The following is a 24,761-nucleotide window of genomic DNA, read 5'->3' on the forward strand; positions in this document are numbered from 1 at the left end:
AGTTCCCTAAAAAAGCGCAAAATATCCATAGAAGTCCTAAGACATGTTAAAACATCAATACGATCATGTTAATAAACCGCTAAAAGCACTGGCGTTTATGTTGCTATTTACAATTAAGTCTTGGGGTCAAGTTTCCAATTATGACGACAAGCCAATTAGTATAGCAAAATTAGAGCAAATCATAACGCATGCGATGGACTCATTGGGTGTTCCTGGAATGTCCGTCGCGATCATTAATAAAGGAAAGGTTGTTTATTGCAAGGGATTCGGTTTTGCGGATATAGCCAAAAAGAAAAAAGTAACGGCCACCACATTTTTTGAAGCCGCTTCCCTATCAAAACCGGTATTCAGCTACTACGTGTTGACATTGGCTAAAGAAGGAAAAATTGATTTGACCAAGCCGCTCTACAAATACCTGCCCGAACCTGATATTTTAGACGACCGCTATAAGAAGATAACCGCCGAGATGGTGCTAAGCCATACGACCGGTCTACCAAACTGGCGCGAAACACCAAAAATGGAGTTGGCTTTCGCCCCAGGGCAAGGTTTCGCCTATTCGGGAGAAGCCTATATGTACCTGGCAAAAGTTGTAGCTAACCTGAAAAACATAACCCTTTGGCAGCTTGATGAAAACTTTCAACAGGAAATAGCCCACCCCCTTAAACTGAAAGATTTCCATTTTGTGATTACCCCAAAAGTCGGCGCTAAACTGGCCGTCGCTTACCAAGACGGCAAACCTGTGGAAGATAAACGCGATCGATCGATGTTTGATCCTGCAGGTGGTCTGTATGCTAACGCACCTAACTTTGCGAAATTCCTAATCGTCTTGATGAACCAAAAGGAGTCTTACGGCGAGATGTTTAAACCGTTCATTCAACTACCGGCAGACGATCCGCTCAGCAGCCTCTTCGGAATTAGTGCTTGGACGCTTGGATTGGCCGAAATTAAAATCGGACAATCAACCAATTTCTGGCACGGAGGAAATAACCTGGGATATACGTCGTCTTTCATGATCGATCCGACTAAGCAGTTTGGTTATGTATTCTTCACCAACGCCGATCAATGCAACGGAATGAAAAAAGTGTTTGAAACTATATTGTGGAATAGGAATTGAAAGACTAAGTTAGAGATTATTAAGAAACACATTTTTATGAACCGTATACAGTCTTCAATTGTTTTATTGCTCATCTGCATTGGAATGGGTGTTCAAGGCCAATCAAGGATGAATGATTACCTGACGACCGATGATGGCACAAAGCTATTTGTTAAAAAATCGGGCAACGGGCCGATCTGTATTTTTATTCACGGAGGCCCGGGAGCCTGGAGTAAATCGTTTGAAAGGTTAAAGGGGGATGGTTTGGAGACGAATCTGTCGATGGTATATTACGATCAAAGAGGATGTGGCCGCTCACAGAAATCTGCAAGTGGTGATTATTCCCTGGAGAGAATGGTTAAAGATATTGATTTAATTCGCAAGCACTATGGTGCTGCAAAAGTGTATTTGATGGCCCACTCGTTTGGAGGTATTCTGGCATTAAATTATGCGCTGAATCATCCTGACCGTGTCGAGGGGTTGATCCTAGCAAATTCAACGCTCAGCATGCGTAATTCTTTAGAGGGACAGATTAACTACATAAATAGCCTTTTAAAAACGGACTTTGCTGTGCCTGACAGCACATCCGGTTCATTAATGTCAACATTTCTTAAAGCGAAGAAAGCGCTATCTCAAAAGGATTTAGGCTATAAAATGCTTTCAGATAGTAAAACGAATGTTGACCAGGTTGATGAAATTGACAGCCAGAATCCCAGTGATTATGATTTTTCCAAACACGTCTTCTCGATAGATGATTACTGGCAAGATTATACGCCGATGACCAAACAGGTTAAGTTACCGGTTTTGATAATTACCGGCGAGAAGGATCATTCCATTGGCGAAAATCATTATTTATTGTTTCATTTTATAAACGGAAATGTCCGGAAAATTAACGGCGGACACATACTGTATTATGAAAAGAACGAGGAGTTTATCCGTTCTGTTTTTGATTTTATAAATGGGATTTAAACCGTTAAACTGCGAATGGAAGAAGGAAATTTTGCTTAGGTAAGCGAAGCTAATTCTAGCATTCTTGCAGAAAGATCCGTCTATTGGACGATGACCAATGTGTATTCCAATGTTTCAACGTCATGTCCTACTATTATCCGTATTGTTGACAACGACCACTATTTTAGCCTTTCGAAAGCAACGGGCATACTTGTAAATCAAGCAGTAGTGTAAACCGATCTAGCTTAGTCATGACACCAATTGGTTGAATGGTTTCCATAACTTAGACGCCATCATTTCAGGAATATCTGATACAGTATTATGCCGTCAACGAAAAGCGGCTTGCTCAGAAACAACAGGAAGTACAGACGTTGAAGGATGGTATACGCATACTGAGCCAGGCTATGGAAAAACCACCGGACGATGAGTCGTTGGTTGGTTGACGCAGTTGTGACCAAGAAATTTACCGATATAATTAAACTTTTAGTAATATTGTCCTAACAGTTAGTAGGGAGACATTTGGTAGTTTTGCTCCGCATAAATTTAACCCGTTCATGGCGGCGATCTCTTACAAGTCATGCAGTGATAGCGAATTGATAGGACTCATCTTAGAGGATGATCATGGTGCTTATCTGGAAGTTTACGAGCGCTATTCACCGCGGCTTTATTTCCATGCATGCAAAAGGGTGGGCGACCGCGATGATGTGAAAGACCTGCTGCAAGACGTATTTTCTGCACTCTGGCACAACCGGCATTCGTTATCGCCCGAAAGCTCGCTGGGCGGGTACTTGTATGCAACCCTTCGATACCGGACCATCAAACTGATCACGCAAAAAAAAGCAGCAACGGGTTATTTCGAGGCACTTTCAACAGGAGACATTCCGGACCCTGTGCATGCCGATGACCGCGTCCGGGAGAACGAACTCGGTCAATTAATCGAAGAGGAAATCGTACAGCTTCCGCCCAAGATGCAGGAAGTATTCCGGATGAGTCGCCAGCAATACCTATCGCACAAAGAAATTGCAGATGAGCTCGGATTGTCGGAAATGACCGTCAAGAAACACGTAAACAACGCCCTGAAGGTGCTGCGCCAAAAGCTGGGCACCTTACTTTCACTCGCTTATTTCCTTTTTTTCTGATTTTTTTCACTTTCGCTTACGCCCTAGGGGGTGGTTTAGGTACTATGCTAATAGACAAACAAAAGCGTAAGTGGAAAAATATATATACAAAACCTATCGGGAGCGGGTAACGGGGTTGATCCTCTTTTTGGGCGCGTTCCTCGTCCCTCAGACTGCTGCATGGGGTCAATCCCTTGATTCCCTTGCGGTGGTTCAGAAGGAATGGACGGTTAGCCCCATCAAGAAAGGCATCGTATGGAAGCAGGGCCATTTTGATAACCTCTTCGAAAGCCAGCAGGAAATCAACTTGGTAGAAATTGACCTCCGGAAATACCGGAAACGGATCTTGATGGCCGCTGATTCCGTGCAGCTCAAGACGGCCGCCCAATTTGCAGCGGAAAACAATGCACTGGTTGCCATAAACGGAGGGTTCTTTGATATGGAACATGGCGGTGCATGGGATTACATCAAAGTGGCAAACAAAGTGGTTAACCGCACCAAAAAAGCAACGGCCCGGGCAAACGCCGTCCTGCTGATAGACCGGAAGGGAGTCGAAATCCACCCTGCATCTTCCATCGATTATGAGAACCACAAAGCGCCCAACGTGCTCCTTTCCGGTCCGCTCTTGATTCACCGGGAGAGCGTGGCGGAGCTGGCCGCCAACGCGTTCAACGTCAACCGCCATCCACGGAGCGCCATAGCGGTGACTTCCGACAAGAAATTGCTCTTGATGGTGGTAGACGGCCGGAACCGGATGGCCGAGGGGATGAACCTGCATGAGTTAGCCCGGGTACTGCGTTGGCTGGGAGCCAAAGATGCGATGAATCTGGACGGTGGAGGCAGTAGCACGCTGTATGTGAAAGGCGCGACTGAAAACAACGTTGTAAACTATCCTTCAGATAATAAGCGGTTTGACCACGAGGGACTGCGCGAGGTAGCGAACATCATTTACCTGAAGGATTAACCGCACGCAAACCGGAATACGCATGGATGCACACAAGAAGAGGGAGCAGCTCTTACACAAGTACCTTTCTGGTACCTGCACACCTGAAGAGCGTCTTCAGGTGGAACAGTGGTACCGTCAACTGGATCTACCGGGGGAGCTGCCTTCCATGGAACAAATGGAAAACGACCTCGCCGACGTACGGGAGCGGTTACCCCGCAAACGGGCGCATCGCCTCGCTCCGTGGTATCGCTACGTCGCCGCAGCCGCCATCGCAGCGGTGATGGCGATAGGCGTTTATGTTTACTTCTTCCAGTCGGAATGGTCGGGCACCGAATCTGAGGTGGCGGCCACGTCTTTGCCGGACGACCTGGCTCCCGGAGGAAACCGGGCCATCCTGCAGCTAGCCGACGGGACGGAAATTGTACTGGACGAACGGCCCGACGGCACCGTTGCCCAAGAGGGTGAGCATGCCATCTATAAACATGCGGACGGTGAATTGGTATACCAGCTGGAAGCTTCCGGAGCGGATCGCGAAGTGCCGGTTTTTAACCGCTTGCAGACGCCGCGCGGTGGACAGTATCACCTGGTGCTGCCCGACGGTACGCACGTATGGCTGAATGCGGCATCGACACTTACCTATGCCATCAGCGGTGCGACGCAGGAACGGCTGGTGCAGCTGGAAGGGGAAGCGTATTTTGAGGTCGCCGGCGATCCTGACCGTCCCTTCCGGGTGGCTTCGCGCGGACAGATGGTGGAAGTACTGGGCACCCATTTTAATGTGAACAGCTACCCCGATGAACCGTTGATACGGACCACGCTGGTGGAAGGGGCCGTGAAGGTGAGCGGCAGCACCGACCAACGACCGGTGGTGCTGGCACCGGGCGAACAGGCGCTGTGGGCGGAAGATAACCAACTGGCGATCAGGAAGGTGGACGTAGCGCAAGCAGTGGCTTGGAAAAACGGCAAATTCAACTTTAGCCATTCGGATGTGGCGACTGTCATGCGGGAGCTCTCGCGGTGGTATAATGTGGACGTGGTATTTGAAGGGGAAAAGCCTGATATTACGCTATCCGGTGAGGTATACCGCAACACCAATGCATCGAATGTACTGGATATCCTGGCCTTCTACGACCTGGATTGCCGCATCGTGAACCAGCAGGGCGTCAAACAGATTATCGTTCGAAAAAAATAACCCAATAATGTGTAACCTAACATGTGAAATGATGAACTAACAAACAGACACAACCACAGCGTCTCAAAATAAAAAACGCCTTCTGATGCCGGTCAGAAGACGTATACGTTTGAGCCGAAGATTCGAGTAACTGGTATTAATCAAAAATTACGAACCCAAACATTACAAAAGTAATGAAATTAGCATGTCATGCATCGACCAAATCATCAAAATGGTCGCCTCCACAAAAATTTGCAAAACTCAGGTTTATTATGAGATTTCAATTGATCGTCGGTTTACTGCTCTCGTTGTTCATTCAGGTCAGCGGTTCGACCTATGCACAGCGGGTGTCACTCCAGGTGAAGAACACGACGTTGTCCGATGTGTTTGAACAGGTAGCCAAGCAAACGGGTTACGTGTTCCTCTACGACGACCGGAGTTTTACCGAAAAGAAAATCAGCCTGGCGGTACAAAACGCGCCGGTGGAAGAGGTGCTGGAAGCCTGCCTGAAGGGCTTGCCCATCTCCTATAAGATCGTTGAGCGGAACATCCTTTTTAAACAGGACGAAAGCAAACGCAGCCTGTCCACCGCCGCCCAGCAGCCCGAACAGGTGACGGGTCGCATTACTGACTCCCTCGGAAATCCATTGCAGGGGGTAACGGTGATGGTGAAAGGCACCACACGTGGCGCTACGACCAACGCCGCGGGAAACTTTCAGATCGCTGCTTCGAGCGGCGACGTCCTGGTCTTTACCCTAGTGGGGTATCAGCGTCAGGAAGTAACATTGGATGGACAATCGAACCTACAGGTGGCCCTGAAAATGGATTTTTCGGACCTGGAAGAGGTAGTGGTTATCGGCTATGGCCGGCAGAAGAAGGAAGACCTGACGGCTTCGGTGGCCTCGTTCCGGCCCACGGAAGAGAATGCGCGTCCGGTTTTAGGGCCCGACCAGCTGATCCAGGGCCGCATGGCGGGCGTTCAGGTAAGCGGCGGCTCGGGCAGCCCTGGTACGTCCAACCGAGTGTCCATCCGCGGAATCGGCTCGCTGAGCGCAACCAACGAACCGTTGTACGTCATCGATGGGATCCCGCTGGTGAACCAGAATGCGGCGCTGCTGAACTTCGGTGAGAACATGAACCCGCTCGCCCTGCTGAACCCGAACGACATCGAATCGGTGGAAGTGCTCAAAGATGCGGCATCGTCGGCGATCTACGGAAGCCGCGCCACCAATGGGGTGATATTGATCACCACCAAATCCGGTAAGGCCAACCAGACGAAATTTGGTATCGATGCGTTCACGGGCATGTCCGTGGTGCCGAATACTGACAAGATGGAAATGGCGGATCCGGATCTCTACCTCTCGGTGATCAATGAGGCCATCGACAATTTCAACACGCAGTATGGATACAGCCCAGGCGTGTCCAACTACATGGAGCGCAAGGAAAATCCCTTCCCCGGCGAGCCGGGGACGGACTGGTTTGACCTGATTACGCGTCCAGCAAATACAACCAGCGTTTCTCTCTCCTTCACGGGCGGCACCGATAAGACGAGCGTGTACCTCTCAGGAAACTATCTCAGCCAGGAAGGCGCCTTTATCGATCAGAAGTTTACCCGTTACACGGGTAAGCTGAACCTGACCCACAAGCTGTATAAGTGGCTGGAATTCGGCGCCAATACCACCTACAGCTATTCAAACAATAAGCGTGTGCCGGGGTCGAACCTCGGAACTACCATGATGGGTCGGTCGCTGCTGCAGCGGCCGTTTGACCGCCCGTTCAAACCCAATGGCGACTACTACCTGGGTGGTACCGACGAGCTGATCTACCACAACCCGTTCCAGATTATCAATGAGCAGGATATTTCGCTCGATAACTACCGGTTCCTGGGCTCCTTCTTTGGACGCGCGACCATTACCGAGGGGCTAGTGTTCAAAACCATGGTGGGTACCGACCTGACCTACACGCTGGATAACATTTATTATGCCGAAAACCACCCCTACGGTACGGGCATCGGTGTGAAGTATGACAACCGCCGGTTTACGCCGAATGTGCTCTGGGAAAATACGCTGAACTACAACAAAACGTTTGATAAGCTGAACGTAGACGGGCTGCTGGGCTATTCGTACCAGAAAATCAACCTTTCTACGTCCAACATCGCGGGTAGCGGGTTCCCCTCACCTTCGTTTCAGCAGCTCTCCGTGGCTGCCTCCATTCTTGAGGCGGGAACGACCGTTACGGAAAGCGCCTTGATGTCGGTCTTCGGACGCGCGAACCTAGCCTGGGATAATAAATACCTGCTGAGCGTGTCGCTGCGGGCCGACGGCTCGTCGAAGTTTCATACCGACAATCGGTGGGGATCGTTCCCTTCGGTATCTGCGGGTTGGAACATCTCCAATGAGCCGTTCTGGCAGCTGATCGGTACCACTGCGAAAGTCCGCGCGAGCTACGGCGAAACGGGAAACCAGGATGGCATCAGCAGCTATGCGTATCATGCGCAGATGAGCGGCGGACGCAACTACGACAACAAGAGCGGCATCGGCGTGAGCACCAACGGCAACCGCGACCTGACGTGGGAAACGGCACGGCAATACGGTGCCGGCCTGGACCTTAGCTTCCTGAACGGAAAGCTGAACGTAACCGCCGACTATTTCATCAAGAAAACGGACAATTTGCTGTACAGCAAGCCCGAGCCGGCTACGTCCGGTTTTACGTCGATCATCAGCAACATCGGCTCGATGGAGAATAAGGGCTGGGAGTTCCTGGTGAATGCAAACGTGCCGCTGGGGCCGGTACGGTGGTCGTCCGATTTTAACATTTCCTTTATCAAGAACCGGCTCACCTCCCTCATCGGCGATGAAGCGCTGTTGATTGGGGCCAATATGACCCTTCAGGTGGGCCAGGAAGTGGGCAGCTTTTATATGTATAAGCAAACGGGCATCTACCAGTCGGACGAGGAAGTCCCCGAATCGCTCTATAAAAATGGCGTGCGCGCAGGGGATGTCAGCTACGAAGACCTGGACGGCAACGGGGCCATCAATGTATCGGACCGCCAGATCGTCGGTACGGCCAACCCGGATTTCTTCGGCGGCTGGAACAACAGTTTTTCCTTTAAGAACTTCGACCTTGCCGTCTTCTTCACCTATTCGTATGGCAACGAAATTTATGCGAGCTACCGCACCAATACCGACCGGCTAGGAAGTGGTTTTATGAACATGACCCAACGGGTGGCCAATGAACGGTGGACCGGACCGGGGACCAGCAACACCACGCCCCGGGCTATTTATGGAAACGCCTGGAATACGCAAAACTCTTCCCGGTTCTTAGAGGATGGGTCGTATATACGGCTGCGCTCGTTGAACCTGGGGTACACACTGCCGACGGAGGTGGCTGCGAAACTGGGCATGAACCGGCTGCGGGTTTACCTGCAGGGCGATAACCTCCACCTGTGGACCAACTACCGGGGTTACGACCCCGAGGTGACCAACAATTTCGACCCGCAGTTTATCGGTCAGGACAATTTGATTCTGCCGCAACTGCGGAGCTTCAACGTAGGGGTAAATATTGGTTTTTAACAAAAAGCGAAAGAGACAATGTACAAGAAAACAACAATAACCAACGTCTTGGCAGTGCTGATGTTGGGATTCCTATCTTCCTGCACGGACCTGGATTTTTATCCGCATACATCCGTTGCTCCAGAATCCGTAAGTGAACGCGATATGGACGCTTTGCTGAATGGTATGTACAACGCCGTTCAGAACAACCAGGGACGGGAGTCCTATATTATGTTCGATCTGGTTGGCGGAAACCTGATCGGGGCTTCCGGCGGCAGCGAACTGGCGTTCATCCGCAACATTATGCGAACCGACTACGACCTGGTCAACAAAAACTGGAGTGGTTTATACCAGGCGCTGTACCAGGTGAACAACGTATTGAGCATCATGGCCGATCAACCGGCGTCTGAGAAGCGTGAGCGCATGGAAGGTGTGGCCCACTTCTTTAGAGCCTATATTTACTACAACCTGGTGACGCGCTGGGGCGACGTTCCGCTTATCCTGGAAAACACCACCGAACGGGTGTCGCGCGATCCCGCCGCCCACGTGTGGCAGCAGATCGAAGCCGACCTCGCCGTTGCGCTTGAAAAGGCCCCGACCTATGAAGGGGATTATTACTACGTGTCGCGGCAGGCGGCGCAGGCGCTTTTGGCGCGTGTCCTGATCGGTCAGAACAAGATGGAAGCGGCTGCACAAGCGGCCGAGGCGGTCATTGCGCTGCCGACGTTCTCGTTGGACCGATTTGATAAAATCTTCCGCCACCAGCAGAACCGGGAAGAGATCTTCAGCTTCAAAAACCTAACGGAAGAATCCACCATTACCCTCAGTAGACTCTTTTATACGTATGCGCACGACGTAAGTGGCTCGTATGTGTATAAGCCGACCGATGCGGTGATGACGCTGTTCGATGAAGGGGACAACCGGAAAGACATCAGCATAGCCACCGTAAGCGCCCTCAATGTTATCAATAAATACCCGAGTGGGCAAACGGGAACGGACCCCTTCCCGGTCATCCGCCTGGCGGAAATGTATTTAATAGCTGCCGAGGCGAAAGGACTGGAAGGTCTTCCATGGTTGAATCAGCTTCGGGAAGCGCGGAACCTTCCGGCGATCGATCCCACCACCGAGACGGCCTACCAAGATGCGGTAGCCCTCGAACGCCGGCGGGAGTTGCTTGCTGAAGGATTCCGCTGGTATGACCTGGTGCGGACGGGCAAGGCGGTCGAGGAGCTCGAAATCGAGCCTTACCGGACCTTATTTCCCATACCGGATTACGAGCGTGAAGTAAACTCGAATCTCACTCAAAACGATGGCTATTAATTTAATTAACCGTGCAAGACATGAAAAAAAGTAATCAATGGTTTCTTGTAGCCGCCCTTTCGGCCATCCTCTTTGCCGGATGTGAGAAAACCGAGCAGAAACCCATACAAATTTTAGATCATACGCGCAGTGAACTGACCGTTCGCCTGCAGGAAAATAGTGAGCTGGTCCACCGCGTTTACCGTGACACGACGATTGAGCTGTCGACCGGTGTTTCGGAAACCCATGTGCATTTGATGGATGTCAACGGGCACAGCCTGCGGATCTTCATCCTGGAGGCCGACTTGAACCAGCCAGCGGTTAAGCTGCACCCCCTTACGCCTTTCGGCGAGGATGCGTATGCACGGCAGACCGTCCCGGAAATGGTCAGCTATGCAGAATCGGAGGGCCGGGTGCTTTTCGCAAGCAATGCCGACTTTTTCAACGGATCCACCGGCGAACCGCGGGGTATCGTCTACAAGTCGGGCGCGCCCATCCGGACGATTATACCGGCTGGCTGGACATTTTTTGGCGTTAGTAAATCGGGTGAGTTAATGATCGGCAACGATGCTGACTACGAACGGGAGAAAGCCAACATCTACCATGCGCTGGGTGGCAACCAGACGCTGGTAAAAAATGGGGAGCCCGTTATTCATACTGATAACACCATCGAACCCCGCACCGCGGTGGGATATACCGCCGATAACCACGTGTATTTTATGGTAGTGGATGGCCGCAAATACGACTACTCCTACGGCATCAGCTTCACCGACCTGGGGCAATTGATGCACGCCTTGGGCGTGACCGAGTCCATCAACCTCGATGGGGGTGGTTCATCCACGTTCCTTGTCAACGACCCAGCGGAATCGACCTACAAAGTACGCAACCGCACTTCGGACGGGGCGCCGCGTGCGGTTGCCAATGGGTGGGCGATTATCGCGGAATAACGAAACAACCAAAAGCATGGCCCAACGATTGCGGAAGATTCCGGTTCGTTGGGCCATTCATCTCCCAGCAACTCGTAGTCGCCGCTGCACTTCTCAAGATCGACGGTCCGCATTACACGACGGCTATGCTCCCCGGCTATCCGGAATCCGATTATCTTTTCCATCGTTTATGTGTCCACAGCCAGCCGTATGGTTCTTCGCGGATATTTTCCGTCAGCAGGTCTATGTACTTCTGGGTGATTTCGCCGTCGACCATCGCTTCGGCTTCGGCACACAGCGGCACGCAGACTATTTTGTAACTCCCTTTTGACAACTGCGTAATGTGCAGGTAGATCACGGCCGTCCGACCTGCGCGGGCCAATTTTTCCATCCCCGAAAAAACATAGGTTTCCTGGTTCAATAGCGTAAACCGGTATTTCTCTTCCTGGATATGCGGGCATTGGTCGGCAAGAAACAGGTAGACCGCGGGGTGTGCATTTTTAGACAGCATGTGGCGGATCACGGCGCGACCCGGCATTAACTTCATGCCAAAACGGGACCGGAGTTTGGCCATCAGCCGGTTGATCGTTGCCGATCGGAGGGGTTTGTAAACGGCATATACCTCGTGGCGCATTTTATAGGGCATCACATTCAGCATCTCCCAATTTCCGCAATGCCCCAGACAGGCAATCACATTGCGCCCACAGTTGATATATCGGTCGATCAACTCCAAATTCTCGAATATGATTTTCCTCTCCAGTAGGTCTATCGGCGCAGATACCCCTTTTATGATTTCAGCAAAGTAGGCGCAAAAGCACGCGTAGAACTTTTTTACGATGGCGTGGATTTCCCCGTATCGCTTATCCGGAAACGAACGCGCCACATTTTGGATGGCTGTTGTTTTCCGGTAGCCTATGAGGTAATAAGCGAGGAAGAACGTAAAAGATGCCATTGCATACAGCCATCCGATGGGCAGCAGGCTTACAACGTAGGTAATTCCATAAACGCCCCAATAGGCAACGTTCCGTAAGGTTTGCTTCAGGTTCATCTGTTTTAAAGCTTCATTTTGAACCCTACTGACGCATAGGGGGAGGCCGAAAAATGATAGTCATTATCCCCGGCAAACACGCCTTTCAAGGTTCTGTCGCTGTAGGAGGCCGGACGGAACAGGTTTAGCCCCGCCATGGCCGTTATCGACAGCCCTGTTTTACCAAGCGTTAATTCGGGCCGAAACCCCGTAACAATATATTGATGCGAGAAGATCACGTCTTTGCCGTCTTTTGTAAGCAAAGCCACCTGCCCGTTCATTTCAAGGGCATACGATAGTTTGAAGCGGTCATTGAAACCATAACCCGCCGATACGTCCAACCCCTCGACCAGTTCAATTGTTACGTCGAATTTGCCGTCATGCCGCCAGTTGACGTACACGGCCGGAAATACCATCGGATACCCGAGGGAACTGTTTATCGCCACACCACCGCCGATATCGAGCTTGGGGTTCAGGTGGCGGATAAACACCACGCCGCCGCTACCAAGCACGTTGTTGAAGCTGATTCTGGAAAAATCGGTCGTGGGTGTAAATACCCCCACTCCTACACTTGCCCGCATCGACCACTTATCGTTCAACGGGCGTACGTGGTAAACGCCCAGCTGTAGGTTCACGATTTCGGAAACCCTATGTTCCGAGAAATTCCGGTTCTTCAGCGAAACGTACGCGGCACCAAGACCGACGCCCCAGGCAGTCGGACGGTTGTTTGCATTTAATTTCATCGACAGGGGCATACTGAATGCACCCTGATAGACCATCGCCGAGCCCCTGGCGTCACCGATTTTTTCCCGCGGCTTTTCACCGGGAGGCAGGTAATAGTAGCCCGAATTTCCAATGTACTCCGTCTTGAAAGACAGCTGTTGTGCCCTTGCTCCCAGACCCAGCAGCATAAATAATGCGGTTACGGATAATGCTATTGATTTCACGATTAATACTTGTTTTGATTTCAGCACAAAGGAACGACGACGGGAGCGACGCTTAAAGCCATAAACGATAGCCTTCAGTATTTACCGAATGAAATGCAGCATTTAAGGAGTCGGATTTTCTTAACCGGGTTTAGTCCACGATCCCGTCCATCCATTTGAGGAAGTCTGGAACGCGTACACGGCTCACCAACACCTCGTGCGGGCATTCCGGTGAAAAGGAAAGCTTCAGCCGGCTATTGAAGTATTTAGCGACGTTTTCAATCGCTTTCACATGGCCGATGCAGTTGCGCGATACGCGGAAAAACAGCCGATGATCGAGCTGCTGTGCTAACTGGTCTAACGTATAATTAATGATGTACCGCCGATCGTTGAACGTGTGGAGGAAGACCACTCCGTCTTCGCTATAAAAATGGGCGATGTCCGTGGTTTCGATATAATGGTAATTTTCTCCTTTGGCTATCAGGAAACGGTTTTTCGTTTTGAGCGGCAGGAGCTGTTCAACATTCCGGGGACTGGCCTTATCCGGGTGGTTAGGAAAAATGGTTTCAAATTTCGTCAAGGCCGCATCCAATTCCTGCTCGTCAAACGGCTTTAACAGGTAATCGATGCTGTTCAATTTGAACGCTTTGATGGCATGTTCATCGTAAGCCGTGGTAAAGATTACCGGGGTGGTCACTTTCACGTGGTCAAATACCTCGAAGCAGTTGCCGTCTGCCAGGCGGATATCCATCAGGATCAGGTCGATGGTGGCGGCTTTCAGAAACCCAATGGTATCGATGACCGTCTTGGTATGGCGCTCCAACACACCATCCGGGCGCAATTTTGCCATCATACGCTTCAGCTCCTCGTAAGCAAGCTGCTCGTCTTCTACGATCAGGTACTTCATGACTGGATATAGGGGATTTTTACCATAAATACGTGTTCGGTATGCGCCACGATGACTTCTTTACCATACATTTTATATTGCTTGGCCAGGTATTTCAGTCCGACGCCGCCTTTATCTGCAGGGGTTGACGGCTGGATGTTGTTTTCAACCGTTATGTAACCGCTATCGATCGTAATTTTTATGTGCAGCTGTGATTCTTCGGTTGCGCTATTGTGCTTAAAGGCGTTCTCGATGAGCAGTTGCAGGGTAAGGGGGATAACCTGATGCTGTTCACAGACCACTGCTTTATCTACCGTAAACGTAAATGCGTTTTCAAACCGGGTCCGCATCATAAAAATATACGCATCCAGTGCATCCAATTCTTCCGCCACCGACACAACCGGCTGCCGGGTAAGGGAAAGCACATACCGATAGGTTTTTGAGAGCGCTTTTGTAAACTTGTTGGCACCGTCTGGATTGATGTAGATTAACGAAGACAACACATTTAGCGAATTAAACAGGAAATGCGGGTTTATTTGTGCCCTTAGCGTTTCGTGCTGGAACAACAGCACCTTTCGTTTGGCTATTTCGGAATCGGCTATGGCTTTTTGCTCGGACTGAAAATAATGGATCAATTCAAATACCAACAGAATGGGAATATTGGTGGTCATGGCGAAAGCAAATTTGACGAGGAAAGAAGGCATTCCGGCTTGGGGAACCAGCAGTACTTCGTAGATCAGGTAATTAAAAATCCCCATTAATATGAAGGATATTACCGTTATACCGACAATGTCTGCCACAATACGGTAAAAAATATTTTTGGAGTAAGGCAAATGCTTATTCAAAAATAGCAACAGCCCGTAGTCTGCGATGCACATGGCCAGGATGACGATGTAATGGGCGGACAGCTGGATCTGAAAATTATGCCATAACTCTTCTTTCATCAGGATAATGCTGAAAAGCATTTGACACAACGCATAGATCAGTGTAGCGAAAAAGAAGATGAGCAGCCGCTTTATATTCATTTGTTTCGTTGAACCGATCTCAAAAGTAAACTTTCCCAAATAAGATTTACTAAAATCCGCCTGCGGTTTCTGATGAACTTCATTTTTTTAGGGATGAATTTAACGTTGTTTATACGGATTGGTAAAAATGAGCCTAGAGATTACCCCCATGGGGTTGGGGGTAATAATTATTGAAAAAACGTTTTGAAAGGCGTATCCCCATTGTTAACCAAGGATTATAGGTCCGCTTTACGTTGCTTTACCTCTTCCAGGATTTTCGAAAAGGACTTTTCTCTTTTACGCTTTTCATGTTCAGAGGCCGAAAAATGCCATGCTTCCTTACGAAGTTTTATATAGCTTTCGTAGACCTTACGATCCAGCGTGTGATTATTTACGGCTTCCAAAATCGCACAGCCAGGTTCGTTGACATGTTCACAATCCTTAAAACGACATGATTCCGCAATGTCCGAAAATTCCATTATTTTGGTGAGTGAATCAGGATCGTCAATAGCTAACCCGAATTCACGAACGCCAGGCGTGTCAATTAAAATGCCGGAGTTATCCATCAATACCATTTCTCTCCGAGTGGAAGTATGCCGTCCCTTTCCTGATGAAAGGCTAATATCCGACGTCGCCAATACGGTTCGTTCGCACAGTGCATTTACGAGCGAACTTTTCCCGACACCTGAAGAGCCGACGAATATAGCTGTTTCGCCGCGGCTAATGGATGCTCGTATCTCACGTATCGTTTGGGGTTGATGAATGCTAGTGAAGTATACGGGCATCTGATGAACAAGGTGTTCGATCGCTTCATCGACAGGCTTCCTGTCAACGCTTAAATCAGCTTTGTTAAGCACCAGGATGGGCTGGATTCCAGCTTCACATATCTGAACCCTAAAACGCTCTACTTTACGGACATTGAAATTTCCGTCAAGGCTTTGCACAATAAATGCTTTGTCGACGTATGAGGCAATAGCTTGCCTATCTGCAACCGTACCGCTTTTCTTGCGATATAACGTCCGCTCTCGGCTTAACATCTCAACTATAATTCCGTTGTGGTCATCAAAGGCTTGAAAAATCACCCAATCGCCGACGCACGGCAATTCAGAGGTCGATTTTCCGAATAGTAGGCTTCCAGTCAGTTCGCATTGAAAAACTCCTCCTTCAGAGACTACTTCATAGCGGGTGCGATGCACAATGGCTATTCGCCCGTGAAACAACGCCTTGTGTATTGATTTATGTTTTTGTTGGTCCAATCGGTTATTCCAACCGTACGTTTCTAAATTGATCATGGCTTTATATTTTAGCATGAATAATGTATCGTCGTAGCATCCACTTCTTTTGGTAGAATGCTACTTGGTATGTTTCTAGCGTTCAGGACTGCCAGGTTGTTGCCAAATGAAGGAAACGAACCCGTTGTATCGCACGCTTTTTAAACGAATTACGCCAATAAAGATTTTTCTCAAATAGGATTATTCGAGAGGAAAGATGAGAACAATCTGCACAGTGTTATACAGATTGTTTACAGTACAAGATCCGAGTTGGATGGAGCATTAAACATAAATCACTCATTAATTCGACAAAGGTAGAAATTAATAAATCATTTTAAAACCTTACAAGGTCATCCAAATGGACCTTTACATATTTGGCCATAGGCAACGCCGAATTCGAAACCGCCTTGGAGATTGGAATAAACATATTCTTGCTCATCTCACCGAAATTAAACTCGACCCCAATACCCGCCTGCTCAGTTCTCTTAATTTAACATGTGCCTGGTTCACCCATAGTCCGTGGTGTCAACTATTCGATGAGTTATTTTTTGGATACAACTTTAAGATTTCTAAACCATCCATCGGAAAAATTCCCGACCCATAAACCTACCCAACCGCCTTCCCCGGAACTAAGCTGGTTTACGGATAGCGTGGGCGTCGGATGGTTGTTTATATACACCTTTACCGCAGGAGAGTTAATTTCAATGCGAACATGGAACCAGTCGTCCGGGTCCAGATCGGAATCAAGCGCTGATTCATATTTACCGGGATTTTCCTCCCGCAGTTTCTGCCATGTGTAGGTTGGATGCGCGATGTATTGTACACTATGCGATTTCCTGTCTGGATTCCTGAAATTAAACGGCCGAAAATAGACCACATCGTATGTCTCGTCGTCTTTCCCATGAAAAGCTAGGCCAACAAAACTCTGCTGTGGTGTATTATTTCCCTTAATATCGGCTTCTATGGTACCATTCCTAAAGTTGATATGCTTTATCTTCAGAAATCCATCCCCTTCGCTCCGTCCCAAATAGATTTCATCGCCAAATTTAACTTCCCTATTAACGGATTCACCATTAGCTTCAATGGCGGAAAGTGTGATATAACCATCCGCTTGTCCGAAAGTTTCCGAAGTATTGAGGATTCCGGCAAAGCAAAAAACTAATCCGATTAAACCAATTCTTGTTTTCATAATCATTTTCTATCTTAGTTTACTCATACTGGCAAAGAATGCAAATCGGTTGACGTATATCAAATACAAGTGCATTCACGCCCGTGCAATGTCATTCGATGCCAAATGAAGGAAAATAGGGCAGATTTGATAGCGGAATGCCGGGCACTGATTGAGCGGAAACTCAATTGGGGTGATAGCGATTACTGGTCAGACAGTGATTTCCAAACGCTCAGTAGGTTGATTCATGAACGTACCAAGGTTCAACTAAGCATCACTACATTAAAACGTATATGGGGGAAGGTCAGTTACTCCGCCTCTCCTGCCACATCTACATTGGATGCTTTGGCTGGATTTCTGGGTTATGATAGCTGGCGTTCATTCGTGGCGAATGCCTCTCCGGCAAAACCGAAGAAAAGGAAGTTCAGGTGGCCTTTGTTGATAGGGAGTGGTTGCATAGTGATACTTTTCGCTACGGTGATTATGGTAAGACCTTCTTTTCTTTTCCGCACAGCACCTCAACTGTCTGAAATTTCTTCGGCGCTATCCTCGGACGATTTTAGCCTTAGCGCTAACGTGATAAGCCAAGGAATTCCGACTTCTGTCGTATTTACCTATGACGCCCGGAACTCCCCTACCGATTCGGTTTTCATCCAACAGCATTGGGATCCAAACCGCCGGGCCCTGGTACCTAAAAATGGGCATACCCACACTTCGATCTATTATGAACCGGGGTTTTTCAATGCAAAACTCGTAATAGGTGATCAGGTGATAAAAGAATATCCGTTGTTGATCCCTACCGAAGGCTGGCTTGCCACACTAAATGACTTTCAATCAGCTCCGATCCACCTTGAAGATGGCGATTTTATGGAAGAGGGAATAATTGACGTCCATCCCGACATCATTGAGAAATATGGTCTGAATCCACTATCGGATGTGGCAGAAGTAAAGCTTTTTAACGTGGGTCAATTCCCGCCCATTCCGGCGAACGATTTCGTATTTACTGCACAGGTAAAATCCAATTCACTATCCGGGCGTGACCCGTGTCGACATATTTGGATAAGGCTTGTTAATGAGCGGATGCCGATCATATTTCCCCTATCAATTAATGGATGCGTTTCAAATTTGATGGTCAGCAATATTGACAGCGTATATTCCGGTAAGGATCACGATTTATCAGGATTTGGCGCATCCGTATCGGATTGGGTGAATGTCAAGTGCGTGAGTACGAAAAACCATATTAGATACTACGTAGACAACCGGCTCGCCTTCGAGGCCCCCCTATTAGCTGAAGACAAACATATTATGGGAATGATAGTTGGCTTTTCGGGTGGCGGAGCTTTGCGTAACGTCCGTATTAAAAATGGCGAAAAGACAATTTTTGAGGCGTTCATCAATTAATAATCTCCCCCTTGCTTTTGGCTAGTTTTTCCCGGAATTGTTGTATAGCCGCTGGCGTTTGCCGCACCCATTCCGTTACTTCACCAATGATTTTCATGGGCGCCCTGGTTCGATAGGAACGCGTGGGGTTGCCGGGGAACTTTTTGTCCGTAACATTTGGGTCGTTTTCAAAGGGCCCGGTCGGTTCGACAATGTAAACTCGCTCGTGCCCGTCACCATTTGCTAATGCGGCGGCAAACCCGGCCCCGTTAACCATAGCTGTGAAGTAAATATGATTCATGATAACACCGGGGTGGTAATTAGAGGGGCGCCCCGCGGTAAGCAAATCACCTGCTTTCAAGTCGGCTCGCGTGCCATGATAGAAAGGGCCGCTGTCTGCCGGTTTGTTGGCAACAGCCTCTCCTAGTTCGTTGTACTTCTGCGCCTGGGCGGGATTGCCCAACGCTTCATAGCATTTGGCAATATGGGCGTACAGCGAAGCAAAAGCACTGTGTACGGAACCGTCATTTATCGCCAACGCAAATTGCAAAGCGGTTTCGTACCATTGCAGCCTATCGGCGTTGCTTGCTTGATGCCGGGCTACATAATATGCCGCAATAAATTTTTCGAGGTCGTCGGTAGCTTCGTGCCAAGCTTGAAGGAATAGCCGGCTTGCTGCTTCGGATTCCCCCCTTTCGGCCATGTCCATACCTTCAAGGCAGCGTTTCACAACGGGATTACTCGGATTAAATTCCATGTATTATTTTTTTGTGAAACACAAATGTAGGGGCATCGTTCTAAAGATAAGAACGTTTTGGACAATAATTACCGCCACCCTTTTAAAATTGAAATTGAAACCATGTGCTGGTTGGGAAATTAAATGTGATTAAAATCCCCAAATTGTATCAATACTTCTCAGAACGGCTTAAACCATATCCGAAACTTATCTACAACCCTCCCATATTTTACTGTTATTTAAAATATTTTACCCTATTTTAATAGAAAAATACCTAATTTGCACATTAGGAGCAATAGGTGGTATAAATTTTGGCGTTCGCCGAGCATATTTATTTTGAGGCATCTCACCACTTAATTTGCCTGTGAAAAACATTAATTCGACATGATTAAACGATTGACCGCAATTGGCGGAATTTATGCGCTTTCTTTACTCTTTCTTTTATGGTTTTTAAGTTCATGCTCAAAGGAAGCGCTTGTCGCAGGGGAAGACGACGACAAGCCTGAGGCAACAAACCCTTCCTCTGACTTATCTTCAGCTTCAGCGGAGGCATTCCTGTATGGTTCTAATATGGGGTATTACCCAGGTTGGTCCGATCAGCAACTGGCTGAACTGCTGATTGGCAATCCGACTCGGAATATTGCTGGCGCCGGAGTAAACAGCTTGCGCCCGGCGATGTATGATCATTTTGTACAGCGATGGGGCTACGACATCCGGGCAGGTGCTTTTGAAACCTACCAGCAACTGGGCGGTAAGGACCATACCATGTTTCTCAATGGACCTTCCGATGCGCACAGGGAAAAAACGAAGTACTGTGATGGCATGCAGTCGAAAACCTTCGCCAATCTGTATGAGCCCATATGGTCTTCTGCCGGAAAAGTAAACCCTGATAATTTTTACGCAAACTATGTTTACAATGTAGTAAAAACGTATGGACCTTATGTAAGGTATTGGGAGGTTTGGAACGAACCGGATTATACCAACAACTGGTCGGCCAGCCAAACCTGGGGCAAATCAGATCCCAACCCCTGCCACCTGAGCAACTTTGCTGCGCCCATCCAGTCCTATGTTCGCATGCTCAGGATCACCTATGAGATCGTCAAGCAATTGGATAAAGATGGTTTGGTGTGTACAGGCGGCTTGGGTTACCCCGGTTTTCTGGACGCAATATTACGCAACACGGATAACCCGGAGGGAGGAAGTACAAATGCCGATTATCCTAAAAAAGGTGGCGAGTGGTTCGATTGTTTAAGTTACCACGTATATCCCATGTATTATTTAGGAAGTAACCCCAACTCGGATGCAGCGGCTGCAGCAGTAATCAATCATAAGAATGACTTTCAGGCCGTACTGGATAAATATTCCTATGATGGAACGACCAAACCCAGAAAATCATTTATCGTCACAGAAACCAATATCCCCCGCAAAGCTATTGGCAACTACGTTGGAGGCAATGAGGTGCAGCGGAATTTTTTAATTAAGGCGGCAATCGTCGCGCAAAAGGCAGGTATAAGGGGGCTGTACGTCTATTGCCCCGCTGAAGGTAAGCCATTGTCCGAGGTTACCAATCCCTATCAGGCCATGGGCTTCTACCAAAACTTAACATCCGGCCCTTACAACGCCACGATAACACCTGGTGGTATAGCATGGCGCACCGTTAGCAATCTTTTAAAAAACCGGCAATACGACGCGGCCACAACGGCTCAATTGAAATTGCCCTCCAATATTGATGGCGGAGCTTTTTATTCCGCGGCTAGTGGTGATTATATGTATGTATTGTGGGCCAAAACCAGTGGCGCCTCAGAAACCGTATCGGCCCAGTACAGCTTCCCGGCATCGTTCAATATTAAAACACTTACGCAAATCGATTGGGAGAATAAGGACACCAAGGTAACCAATACCATTTCATTAACAGGATCACCTGTATTTATCAAGCTTTAACGCCTGGGGCATTGGTGACCTTACATATTATTCTGTTGCTGCGAGTGAGCGTATTTAAATAAAAAGAGCCTGCTGTTAAAAAAATTGTGATCAAAGGAGAACCAACGGAATTGATACCGGATGCTCGTAGGAAACATTGACCGCTATTTTACGGTGACCCGGGTATTGGTTCCTCAGTCTACCAACATCCAAAGTAAATAAAAGAAAGTCGTGTATAACTTCAAATCTTTGCGTTCGAGTATACTCCTGAGAGTGGATATTGCTTTGGACTTAGCAAAATATACATTTCCGATACTGGTGCCTAACTTCGCACAAATTTCCTCGGTGGTCATTCCCTCTAAAAAAGACATCCGGAAGACGACGGCTTGTTGTTTGGGAAGCTTATTTACCTCCTTAACAATCAATTCAACCAGTTCAGAAAAAATAATTTTATTGAGAATATCGGTCTCTTGACTTTCTAAAGCTGCCAATGGATCCGGTTCTGACTGTATGCGGTTTGTAGATAAATCTAAGTAATCATAGCAGGCATTTCGCGCCGAAATAAACAGAAAGGCTTTGATTTTATCCAACGATTCAACCTGCTCTCTTCTTTCCCAAAGTTTGTAAAATAAATCGGAGACAATTTCTTCGGCCGCTTCTTTATTGCGTATGATGGAATAGGCAAAAAAACGAAGCGAGTTGCCAAATTTCAACATCAAATATTTCAAGCCCGACTCTCTGCCGAGCTTGAAATCCCTTAGATTTTTTATGTTGTGATGCATACGCGCGCTTATGTCAAAACGGCCACAATCAAACAATGACAGCCAAAGGCAACCGATTTACAATATACTAATCTTTAACCGATATTTACACGTATTTAAGTGCGCTATCTTTTAAGGATCAGACGAGGGTTCTCCCGTGTTTCGAAATCCAATTGCGGGTAAACTCGACGCTCTCCAACCCGATATCCACCACGGTATTTGCACAAAATACGATTCCCTCAATATCTCCCCGCTTGATCCACCGATGGCATACTTCCAACTGATGCGCCATTTGATCAACAGTCATTGGCATTTTTTCTCCAAAATTCCATAGGTAGCAACCCATAAGCCGCCTTTTTCCCGGGGTTTTATTGACGAATTTTTCGATATTGTGATCCAAATCCTTTAAATTACTGCCTTTCCACTCCCACATCGTTAATACATCAAACAATTTGATGTAATCAGCAAGCTCATAGTCAAGCTGGTGGATATACCAAACAAGCCATAGGACCAAATGGCGCTTTTGAAATCCGTGGAGCCGATTCCGCATGTCCTCGATACTTTGGAGCGTATACCTTGCTACCCGGCCATCGGCCGTAGGTACGATAAAAAAATCATCAAGGATGGCACCGGTGATATTGTCATGGTATTTGGCTATCCGCAGAATTTCACCAAGATCGCTCTCTTCTCCATCGTGTTGTTTTGAACTCGCGTCACCAACGGCAGACCAAACGACCTCTTTCAGTGACTTCAATTTTTCTGCCTCGTGATCAAACGGAGGGAAAGGACCATGCTCACCCAACGCGACCCTGCAACATTTGCGGATTCCCAAATAGTCGCATGCTTCCATTGGTCCTAGCCGATTATCACCCGGCAAGTTATATGCATTTACCGGATGGTGATGTCCTCCCGCATTGTGTCCCCAAAGCCATAGCCTGTCTGACAACGAAGTCTTCTTACCGAAATCACCTAAGTCTTTGTTTGCCAAAGGGAACGCTACACTTAAAATCGACGCGTTTTTTATGAATGTTCTTCTTCTCATTGTTGATAGTGATTGAACGGACATTATTGGTAGCCCGGGTTTTGAACGAGGTTGCTATTGATCTGCAATTCACGGAAGGGGATCGGATAAATCAGTTTTTCCGGTGTAACGTTGAACGCATTCGGAAGTACCCATCCATATTGGCTTTTTACCGCCGCCCCAAATTGCTGCATAACCTCCACGGCTTTTCCAGCACGTATTAGATCCAACCAGCGATGATTCTCAAAGGCCAGTTCGTGCCTTCGTTCCTTCAAGATTGCTTCTTTTGAAATCGTTGCCAGATTGGCCAGTCCGGCGCGGTTTCGTACTTGATTGACATATCTCAATGCTCCTGTTTGATCTCCTTGTTCCAAAAGGCACTCCGCTAATAGCAGCAACGCATCGGCATAGCGGAAAATAGGCCAGTTTTCTCCGGTATTGTATTCGACGGCGTAAGGCGAATGATTGTATTTATTTACAAAATAGTAGTATGCTTTACCCGGTTGAGGCTTGTATCCTTCGGCATTTACAACCCTTTCGATAAGAAAAGTGCCGTTAGCATCTTCGGTTCCCTCTGCTACGGCTACCGAAGCGTTCAATCGCTTATCGCCTTTTTCGTAAGTGGATACCAAATCTCTTGTCGGAACATTCCACCCACCCCAGCGGATATGCTGCGTAGCAACATTGAGTCCGGTGATCAGGACCGTATTCGGTGTTTTTGGGATAAATAGCCAAGTAAAGTAGCTATGCAGGCCATCGTTTCCCTCCTTGTATTGAATCTCAAAAATGGATTCCCGGCTATTCTTTTGGGCAGGGTCGAAACAATCGGCGTAGTCGGCCATCAAGGTGTAATTCATTCCCTCGATATCCCTCAATTCCTGCGCGGCTTTGGCGTAGTCCTTATTCGGCTGTGTCAGATAAGCATACGCTAACAACATCTTGGCGGAACCGCTCGATGCCCGGCCCGATTGAGGAAACTCCTTTGCAACGGGAAGTCCGGGAATGGCCAAAACCAAATCGGCTATGACCTGTCCATAAACCTCTTCCTCGGTTGCCCTAGGCAGAAATGTTCCTTCCTCTGACGTGATTTCGGCCAACTGCAGGGGAACTCCACCATAGTGGCTAACCAGATCAAAGTAAAAAAATGCTCTCAGAAACAAGGTCTCGGCCACTATTCTATTTTTTGTCGCCTCCTCCATGTCGCTGAATCCCGTTATTCGATCTAAGATTGTATTTGCCCGGGATATCCCAACGTAGTTATTTGTGTAGCGGTTAGTCGTATAACTAGCTCGATCATCGTCCGTAAACTGTGCAATAGACTCTGCATGCAGGGCCTGGCTTCGGTCTCCCGCAAAAAAGGTGAAAAATGTATTATCCGACCGCATTTCGTCCATGAAAACAGCATACTCAGGCAACGAACGAAGACAGGAATAAACGCCAATCAGTGCTTGTTCAAAGTGCTCTCCCGACTTAAAAAAGGAAGATGAGCTTTGATACGTCTGTGGCGATAAATTGAGCAGCGATTGTTCATCACACGAGAAATTGACGACGGTGCCCAATAGAAGTAAGTATATAGGTATTCTTTTCATTTCAAATCACGTTATATCTC

19 protein-coding genes and 1 pseudogene are annotated in these 24,761 nt (G+C 48.1%); 10 read left to right on the forward strand and 10 right to left on the reverse strand.

The window, feature by feature from the left end; all coding sequences use genetic code 11:
* Window positions 1-43: 43 nt before the first annotated feature.
* The 8 genes from BMZ56_RS06840 to BMZ56_RS06875 all read left to right on the forward strand — a co-directional run bounded on the left by BMZ56_RS06840 (window position 44) and on the right by BMZ56_RS06875 (window position 11,073).
* Window positions 44-1,114 carry a serine hydrolase domain-containing protein gene (locus BMZ56_RS06840; RefSeq protein ID WP_090625838.1) on the forward strand — a complete coding sequence of 357 codons (1,071 nt, stop codon included), beginning with the start codon at window positions 44-46 and terminating at the stop codon, window positions 1,112-1,114.
* A gap of 36 nt (window positions 1,115-1,150) precedes the next feature.
* On the forward strand, window positions 1,151-2,062 hold the full coding sequence (locus BMZ56_RS06845) for an alpha/beta fold hydrolase (RefSeq protein ID WP_090625839.1): 912 nt from the start codon (window positions 1,151-1,153) through the stop codon (window positions 2,060-2,062).
* Between the two features lie 533 nt (window positions 2,063-2,595).
* Window positions 2,596-3,180, forward strand: a complete 585-nt coding sequence (locus BMZ56_RS06850; RefSeq protein ID WP_090625840.1) for an RNA polymerase sigma factor — start codon at window positions 2,596-2,598, stop codon at window positions 3,178-3,180.
* 70 nt (window positions 3,181-3,250) lie between these two features.
* Complete coding sequence (locus BMZ56_RS06855) at window positions 3,251-4,123, forward strand: phosphodiester glycosidase family protein (protein ID WP_245893120.1); 873 nt, start codon at window positions 3,251-3,253, stop codon at window positions 4,121-4,123.
* A 22-nt stretch (window positions 4,124-4,145) separates the two neighbouring features.
* Window positions 4,146-5,297 (forward strand): FecR family protein, encoded by a 1,152-nt coding sequence (locus BMZ56_RS06860; protein WP_090625841.1) that lies wholly within the window; start codon window positions 4,146-4,148, stop codon window positions 5,295-5,297.
* Window positions 5,298-5,548: 251 nt separating this feature from the next.
* Window positions 5,549-8,848, forward strand: a complete 3,300-nt coding sequence (locus tag BMZ56_RS06865; protein ID WP_245893122.1) for a SusC/RagA family TonB-linked outer membrane protein — start codon at window positions 5,549-5,551, stop codon at window positions 8,846-8,848.
* Between the two features lie 18 nt (window positions 8,849-8,866).
* Window positions 8,867-10,147 (forward strand): RagB/SusD family nutrient uptake outer membrane protein, encoded by a 1,281-nt coding sequence (locus BMZ56_RS06870; RefSeq protein WP_090625843.1) that lies wholly within the window; start codon window positions 8,867-8,869, stop codon window positions 10,145-10,147.
* A gap of 20 nt (window positions 10,148-10,167) precedes the next feature.
* Entirely contained in the window at window positions 10,168-11,073 is a 906-nt protein-coding gene (locus BMZ56_RS06875) for a phosphodiester glycosidase family protein (RefSeq protein ID WP_090625844.1), read from the forward strand.
* Window positions 11,074-11,224: 151 nt separating this feature from the next.
* Here BMZ56_RS06875 and BMZ56_RS06880 read toward each other — a convergent pair whose 3' ends face one another.
* The 6 genes from BMZ56_RS06880 to BMZ56_RS06905 form a co-directional block, all read right to left on the reverse strand.
* Window positions 11,225-12,100 carry a lysophospholipid acyltransferase family protein gene (locus BMZ56_RS06880; protein WP_090625845.1) on the reverse strand — a complete coding sequence of 292 codons (876 nt, stop codon included), beginning with the start codon at window positions 12,098-12,100 and terminating at the stop codon, window positions 11,225-11,227.
* Between the two features lie 5 nt (window positions 12,101-12,105).
* Window positions 12,106-13,026, reverse strand: coding sequence for a DUF6268 family outer membrane beta-barrel protein (locus tag BMZ56_RS06885; RefSeq protein WP_218146493.1), 921 nt, complete (start codon window positions 13,024-13,026; stop codon window positions 12,106-12,108).
* A 130-nt stretch (window positions 13,027-13,156) separates the two neighbouring features.
* Window positions 13,157-13,912 (reverse strand): LytR/AlgR family response regulator transcription factor, encoded by a 756-nt coding sequence (locus BMZ56_RS06890; protein ID WP_090625846.1) that lies wholly within the window; start codon window positions 13,910-13,912, stop codon window positions 13,157-13,159.
* On the reverse strand, window positions 13,909-14,916 hold the full coding sequence (locus tag BMZ56_RS06895) for a sensor histidine kinase (RefSeq protein WP_090625847.1): 1,008 nt from the start codon (window positions 14,914-14,916) through the stop codon (window positions 13,909-13,911). Before BMZ56_RS06895 ends, BMZ56_RS06890 begins: the two co-directional genes overlap by 4 nt.
* A 215-nt stretch (window positions 14,917-15,131) precedes the next feature.
* A complete protein-coding gene (gene rsgA / locus BMZ56_RS06900) occupies window positions 15,132-16,187 on the reverse strand; it encodes a ribosome small subunit-dependent GTPase A (protein ID WP_090626241.1) in 1,056 nt (351 codons plus the stop codon).
* 520 nt (window positions 16,188-16,707) lie between these two features.
* Window positions 16,708-17,355 carry a 3-keto-alpha-glucoside-1,2-lyase-like domain-containing protein gene (locus BMZ56_RS06905; RefSeq protein WP_245893123.1) on the reverse strand — a complete coding sequence of 216 codons (648 nt, stop codon included), beginning with the start codon at window positions 17,353-17,355 and terminating at the stop codon, window positions 16,708-16,710.
* A 105-nt stretch (window positions 17,356-17,460) separates the two neighbouring features.
* Here BMZ56_RS06905 and BMZ56_RS06910 point away from each other — a divergent pair, with 105 nt between their 5' ends.
* Window positions 17,461-18,735 (forward strand): hypothetical protein, encoded by a 1,275-nt coding sequence (locus BMZ56_RS06910; protein ID WP_090625849.1) that lies wholly within the window; start codon window positions 17,461-17,463, stop codon window positions 18,733-18,735.
* On the opposite strand, the pseudogene arr reads toward BMZ56_RS06910, so the two are convergent.
* A pseudogene (arr, locus tag BMZ56_RS26140) lies at window positions 18,728-19,108 on the reverse strand (NAD(+)--rifampin ADP-ribosyltransferase); the annotation flags it as partial. The gene BMZ56_RS06910 and the pseudogene arr overlap by 8 nt on opposite strands.
* A gap of 726 nt (window positions 19,109-19,834) precedes the next feature.
* Here arr and BMZ56_RS06920 point away from each other — a divergent pair.
* The gene (locus BMZ56_RS06920; RefSeq protein WP_090625851.1) at window positions 19,835-21,391 is read left to right on the forward strand and encodes a glycoside hydrolase 5 family protein; all 1,557 of its coding nucleotides are present in this window, start codon (window positions 19,835-19,837) and stop codon (window positions 21,389-21,391) included.
* Between the two features lie 173 nt (window positions 21,392-21,564).
* On the opposite strand, the gene BMZ56_RS06925 is transcribed toward BMZ56_RS06920, so the two are convergent.
* The 3 genes from BMZ56_RS06925 to BMZ56_RS06935 form a co-directional block, all read right to left on the reverse strand.
* Entirely contained in the window at window positions 21,565-22,152 is a 588-nt protein-coding gene (locus tag BMZ56_RS06925) for a sigma-70 family RNA polymerase sigma factor (RefSeq protein ID WP_090625852.1), read from the reverse strand.
* Window positions 22,153-22,270: 118 nt separating this feature from the next.
* Entirely contained in the window at window positions 22,271-23,173 is a 903-nt protein-coding gene (locus BMZ56_RS06930) for a hypothetical protein (RefSeq protein ID WP_143072866.1), read from the reverse strand.
* Window positions 23,174-23,196: 23 nt separating this feature from the next.
* Window positions 23,197-24,741, reverse strand: a complete 1,545-nt coding sequence (locus tag BMZ56_RS06935) for a RagB/SusD family nutrient uptake outer membrane protein (RefSeq protein ID WP_090625854.1) — start codon at window positions 24,739-24,741, stop codon at window positions 23,197-23,199.
* Between the last annotated feature and the right edge of the window lie 20 nt (window positions 24,742-24,761).

Origin of the sequence: Parapedobacter indicus, from assembly GCF_900113765.1 — a bacterium.
In the GTDB taxonomy this organism is placed as follows: domain Bacteria; phylum Bacteroidota; class Bacteroidia; order Sphingobacteriales; family Sphingobacteriaceae; genus Parapedobacter; species Parapedobacter indicus.

What these genes read in the sequence shown, in the direction of transcription:
- BMZ56_RS06850 (WP_090625840.1), top strand. Translation starts at nt 2,596, where the DNA reads ATGGCGGCGATCTCTTACAAGTCATGCAGTGATAGCGAATTGATAGGA.
- BMZ56_RS06870 (WP_090625843.1), top strand. Translation starts at nt 8,867, where the DNA reads ATGTACAAGAAAACAACAATAACCAACGTCTTGGCAGTGCTGATGTTG.
- BMZ56_RS06895 (WP_090625847.1), bottom strand. Translation starts at nt 14,916, where the DNA reads ATGAATATAAAGCGGCTGCTCATCTTCTTTTTCGCTACACTGATCTAT.
- BMZ56_RS06875 (WP_090625844.1), top strand. Translation starts at nt 10,168, where the DNA reads ATGAAAAAAAGTAATCAATGGTTTCTTGTAGCCGCCCTTTCGGCCATC.
- BMZ56_RS06905 (WP_245893123.1), bottom strand. Translation starts at nt 17,355, where the DNA reads ATGAAAACAAGAATTGGTTTAATCGGATTAGTTTTTTGCTTTGCCGGA.
- BMZ56_RS06920 (WP_090625851.1), top strand. Translation starts at nt 19,835, where the DNA reads ATGATTAAACGATTGACCGCAATTGGCGGAATTTATGCGCTTTCTTTA.
- BMZ56_RS06880 (WP_090625845.1), bottom strand. Translation starts at nt 12,100, where the DNA reads ATGAACCTGAAGCAAACCTTACGGAACGTTGCCTATTGGGGCGTTTAT.
- BMZ56_RS06930 (WP_143072866.1), bottom strand. Translation starts at nt 23,173, where the DNA reads ATGAGAAGAAGAACATTCATAAAAAACGCGTCGATTTTAAGTGTAGCG.
- BMZ56_RS06840 (WP_090625838.1), top strand. Translation starts at nt 44, where the DNA reads ATGTTAAAACATCAATACGATCATGTTAATAAACCGCTAAAAGCACTG.
- BMZ56_RS06865 (WP_245893122.1), top strand. Translation starts at nt 5,549, where the DNA reads ATGAGATTTCAATTGATCGTCGGTTTACTGCTCTCGTTGTTCATTCAG.
- BMZ56_RS06890 (WP_090625846.1), bottom strand. Translation starts at nt 13,912, where the DNA reads ATGAAGTACCTGATCGTAGAAGACGAGCAGCTTGCTTACGAGGAGCTG.
- BMZ56_RS06845 (WP_090625839.1), top strand. Translation starts at nt 1,151, where the DNA reads ATGAACCGTATACAGTCTTCAATTGTTTTATTGCTCATCTGCATTGGA.
- rsgA (WP_090626241.1), bottom strand. Translation starts at nt 16,187, where the DNA reads ATGATCAATTTAGAAACGTACGGTTGGAATAACCGATTGGACCAACAA.
- BMZ56_RS06935 (WP_090625854.1), bottom strand. Translation starts at nt 24,741, where the DNA reads ATGAAAAGAATACCTATATACTTACTTCTATTGGGCACCGTCGTCAAT.
- BMZ56_RS06925 (WP_090625852.1), bottom strand. Translation starts at nt 22,152, where the DNA reads ATGCATCACAACATAAAAAATCTAAGGGATTTCAAGCTCGGCAGAGAG.
- BMZ56_RS06860 (WP_090625841.1), top strand. Translation starts at nt 4,146, where the DNA reads ATGGATGCACACAAGAAGAGGGAGCAGCTCTTACACAAGTACCTTTCT.
- BMZ56_RS06910 (WP_090625849.1), top strand. Translation starts at nt 17,461, where the DNA reads ATGAAGGAAAATAGGGCAGATTTGATAGCGGAATGCCGGGCACTGATT.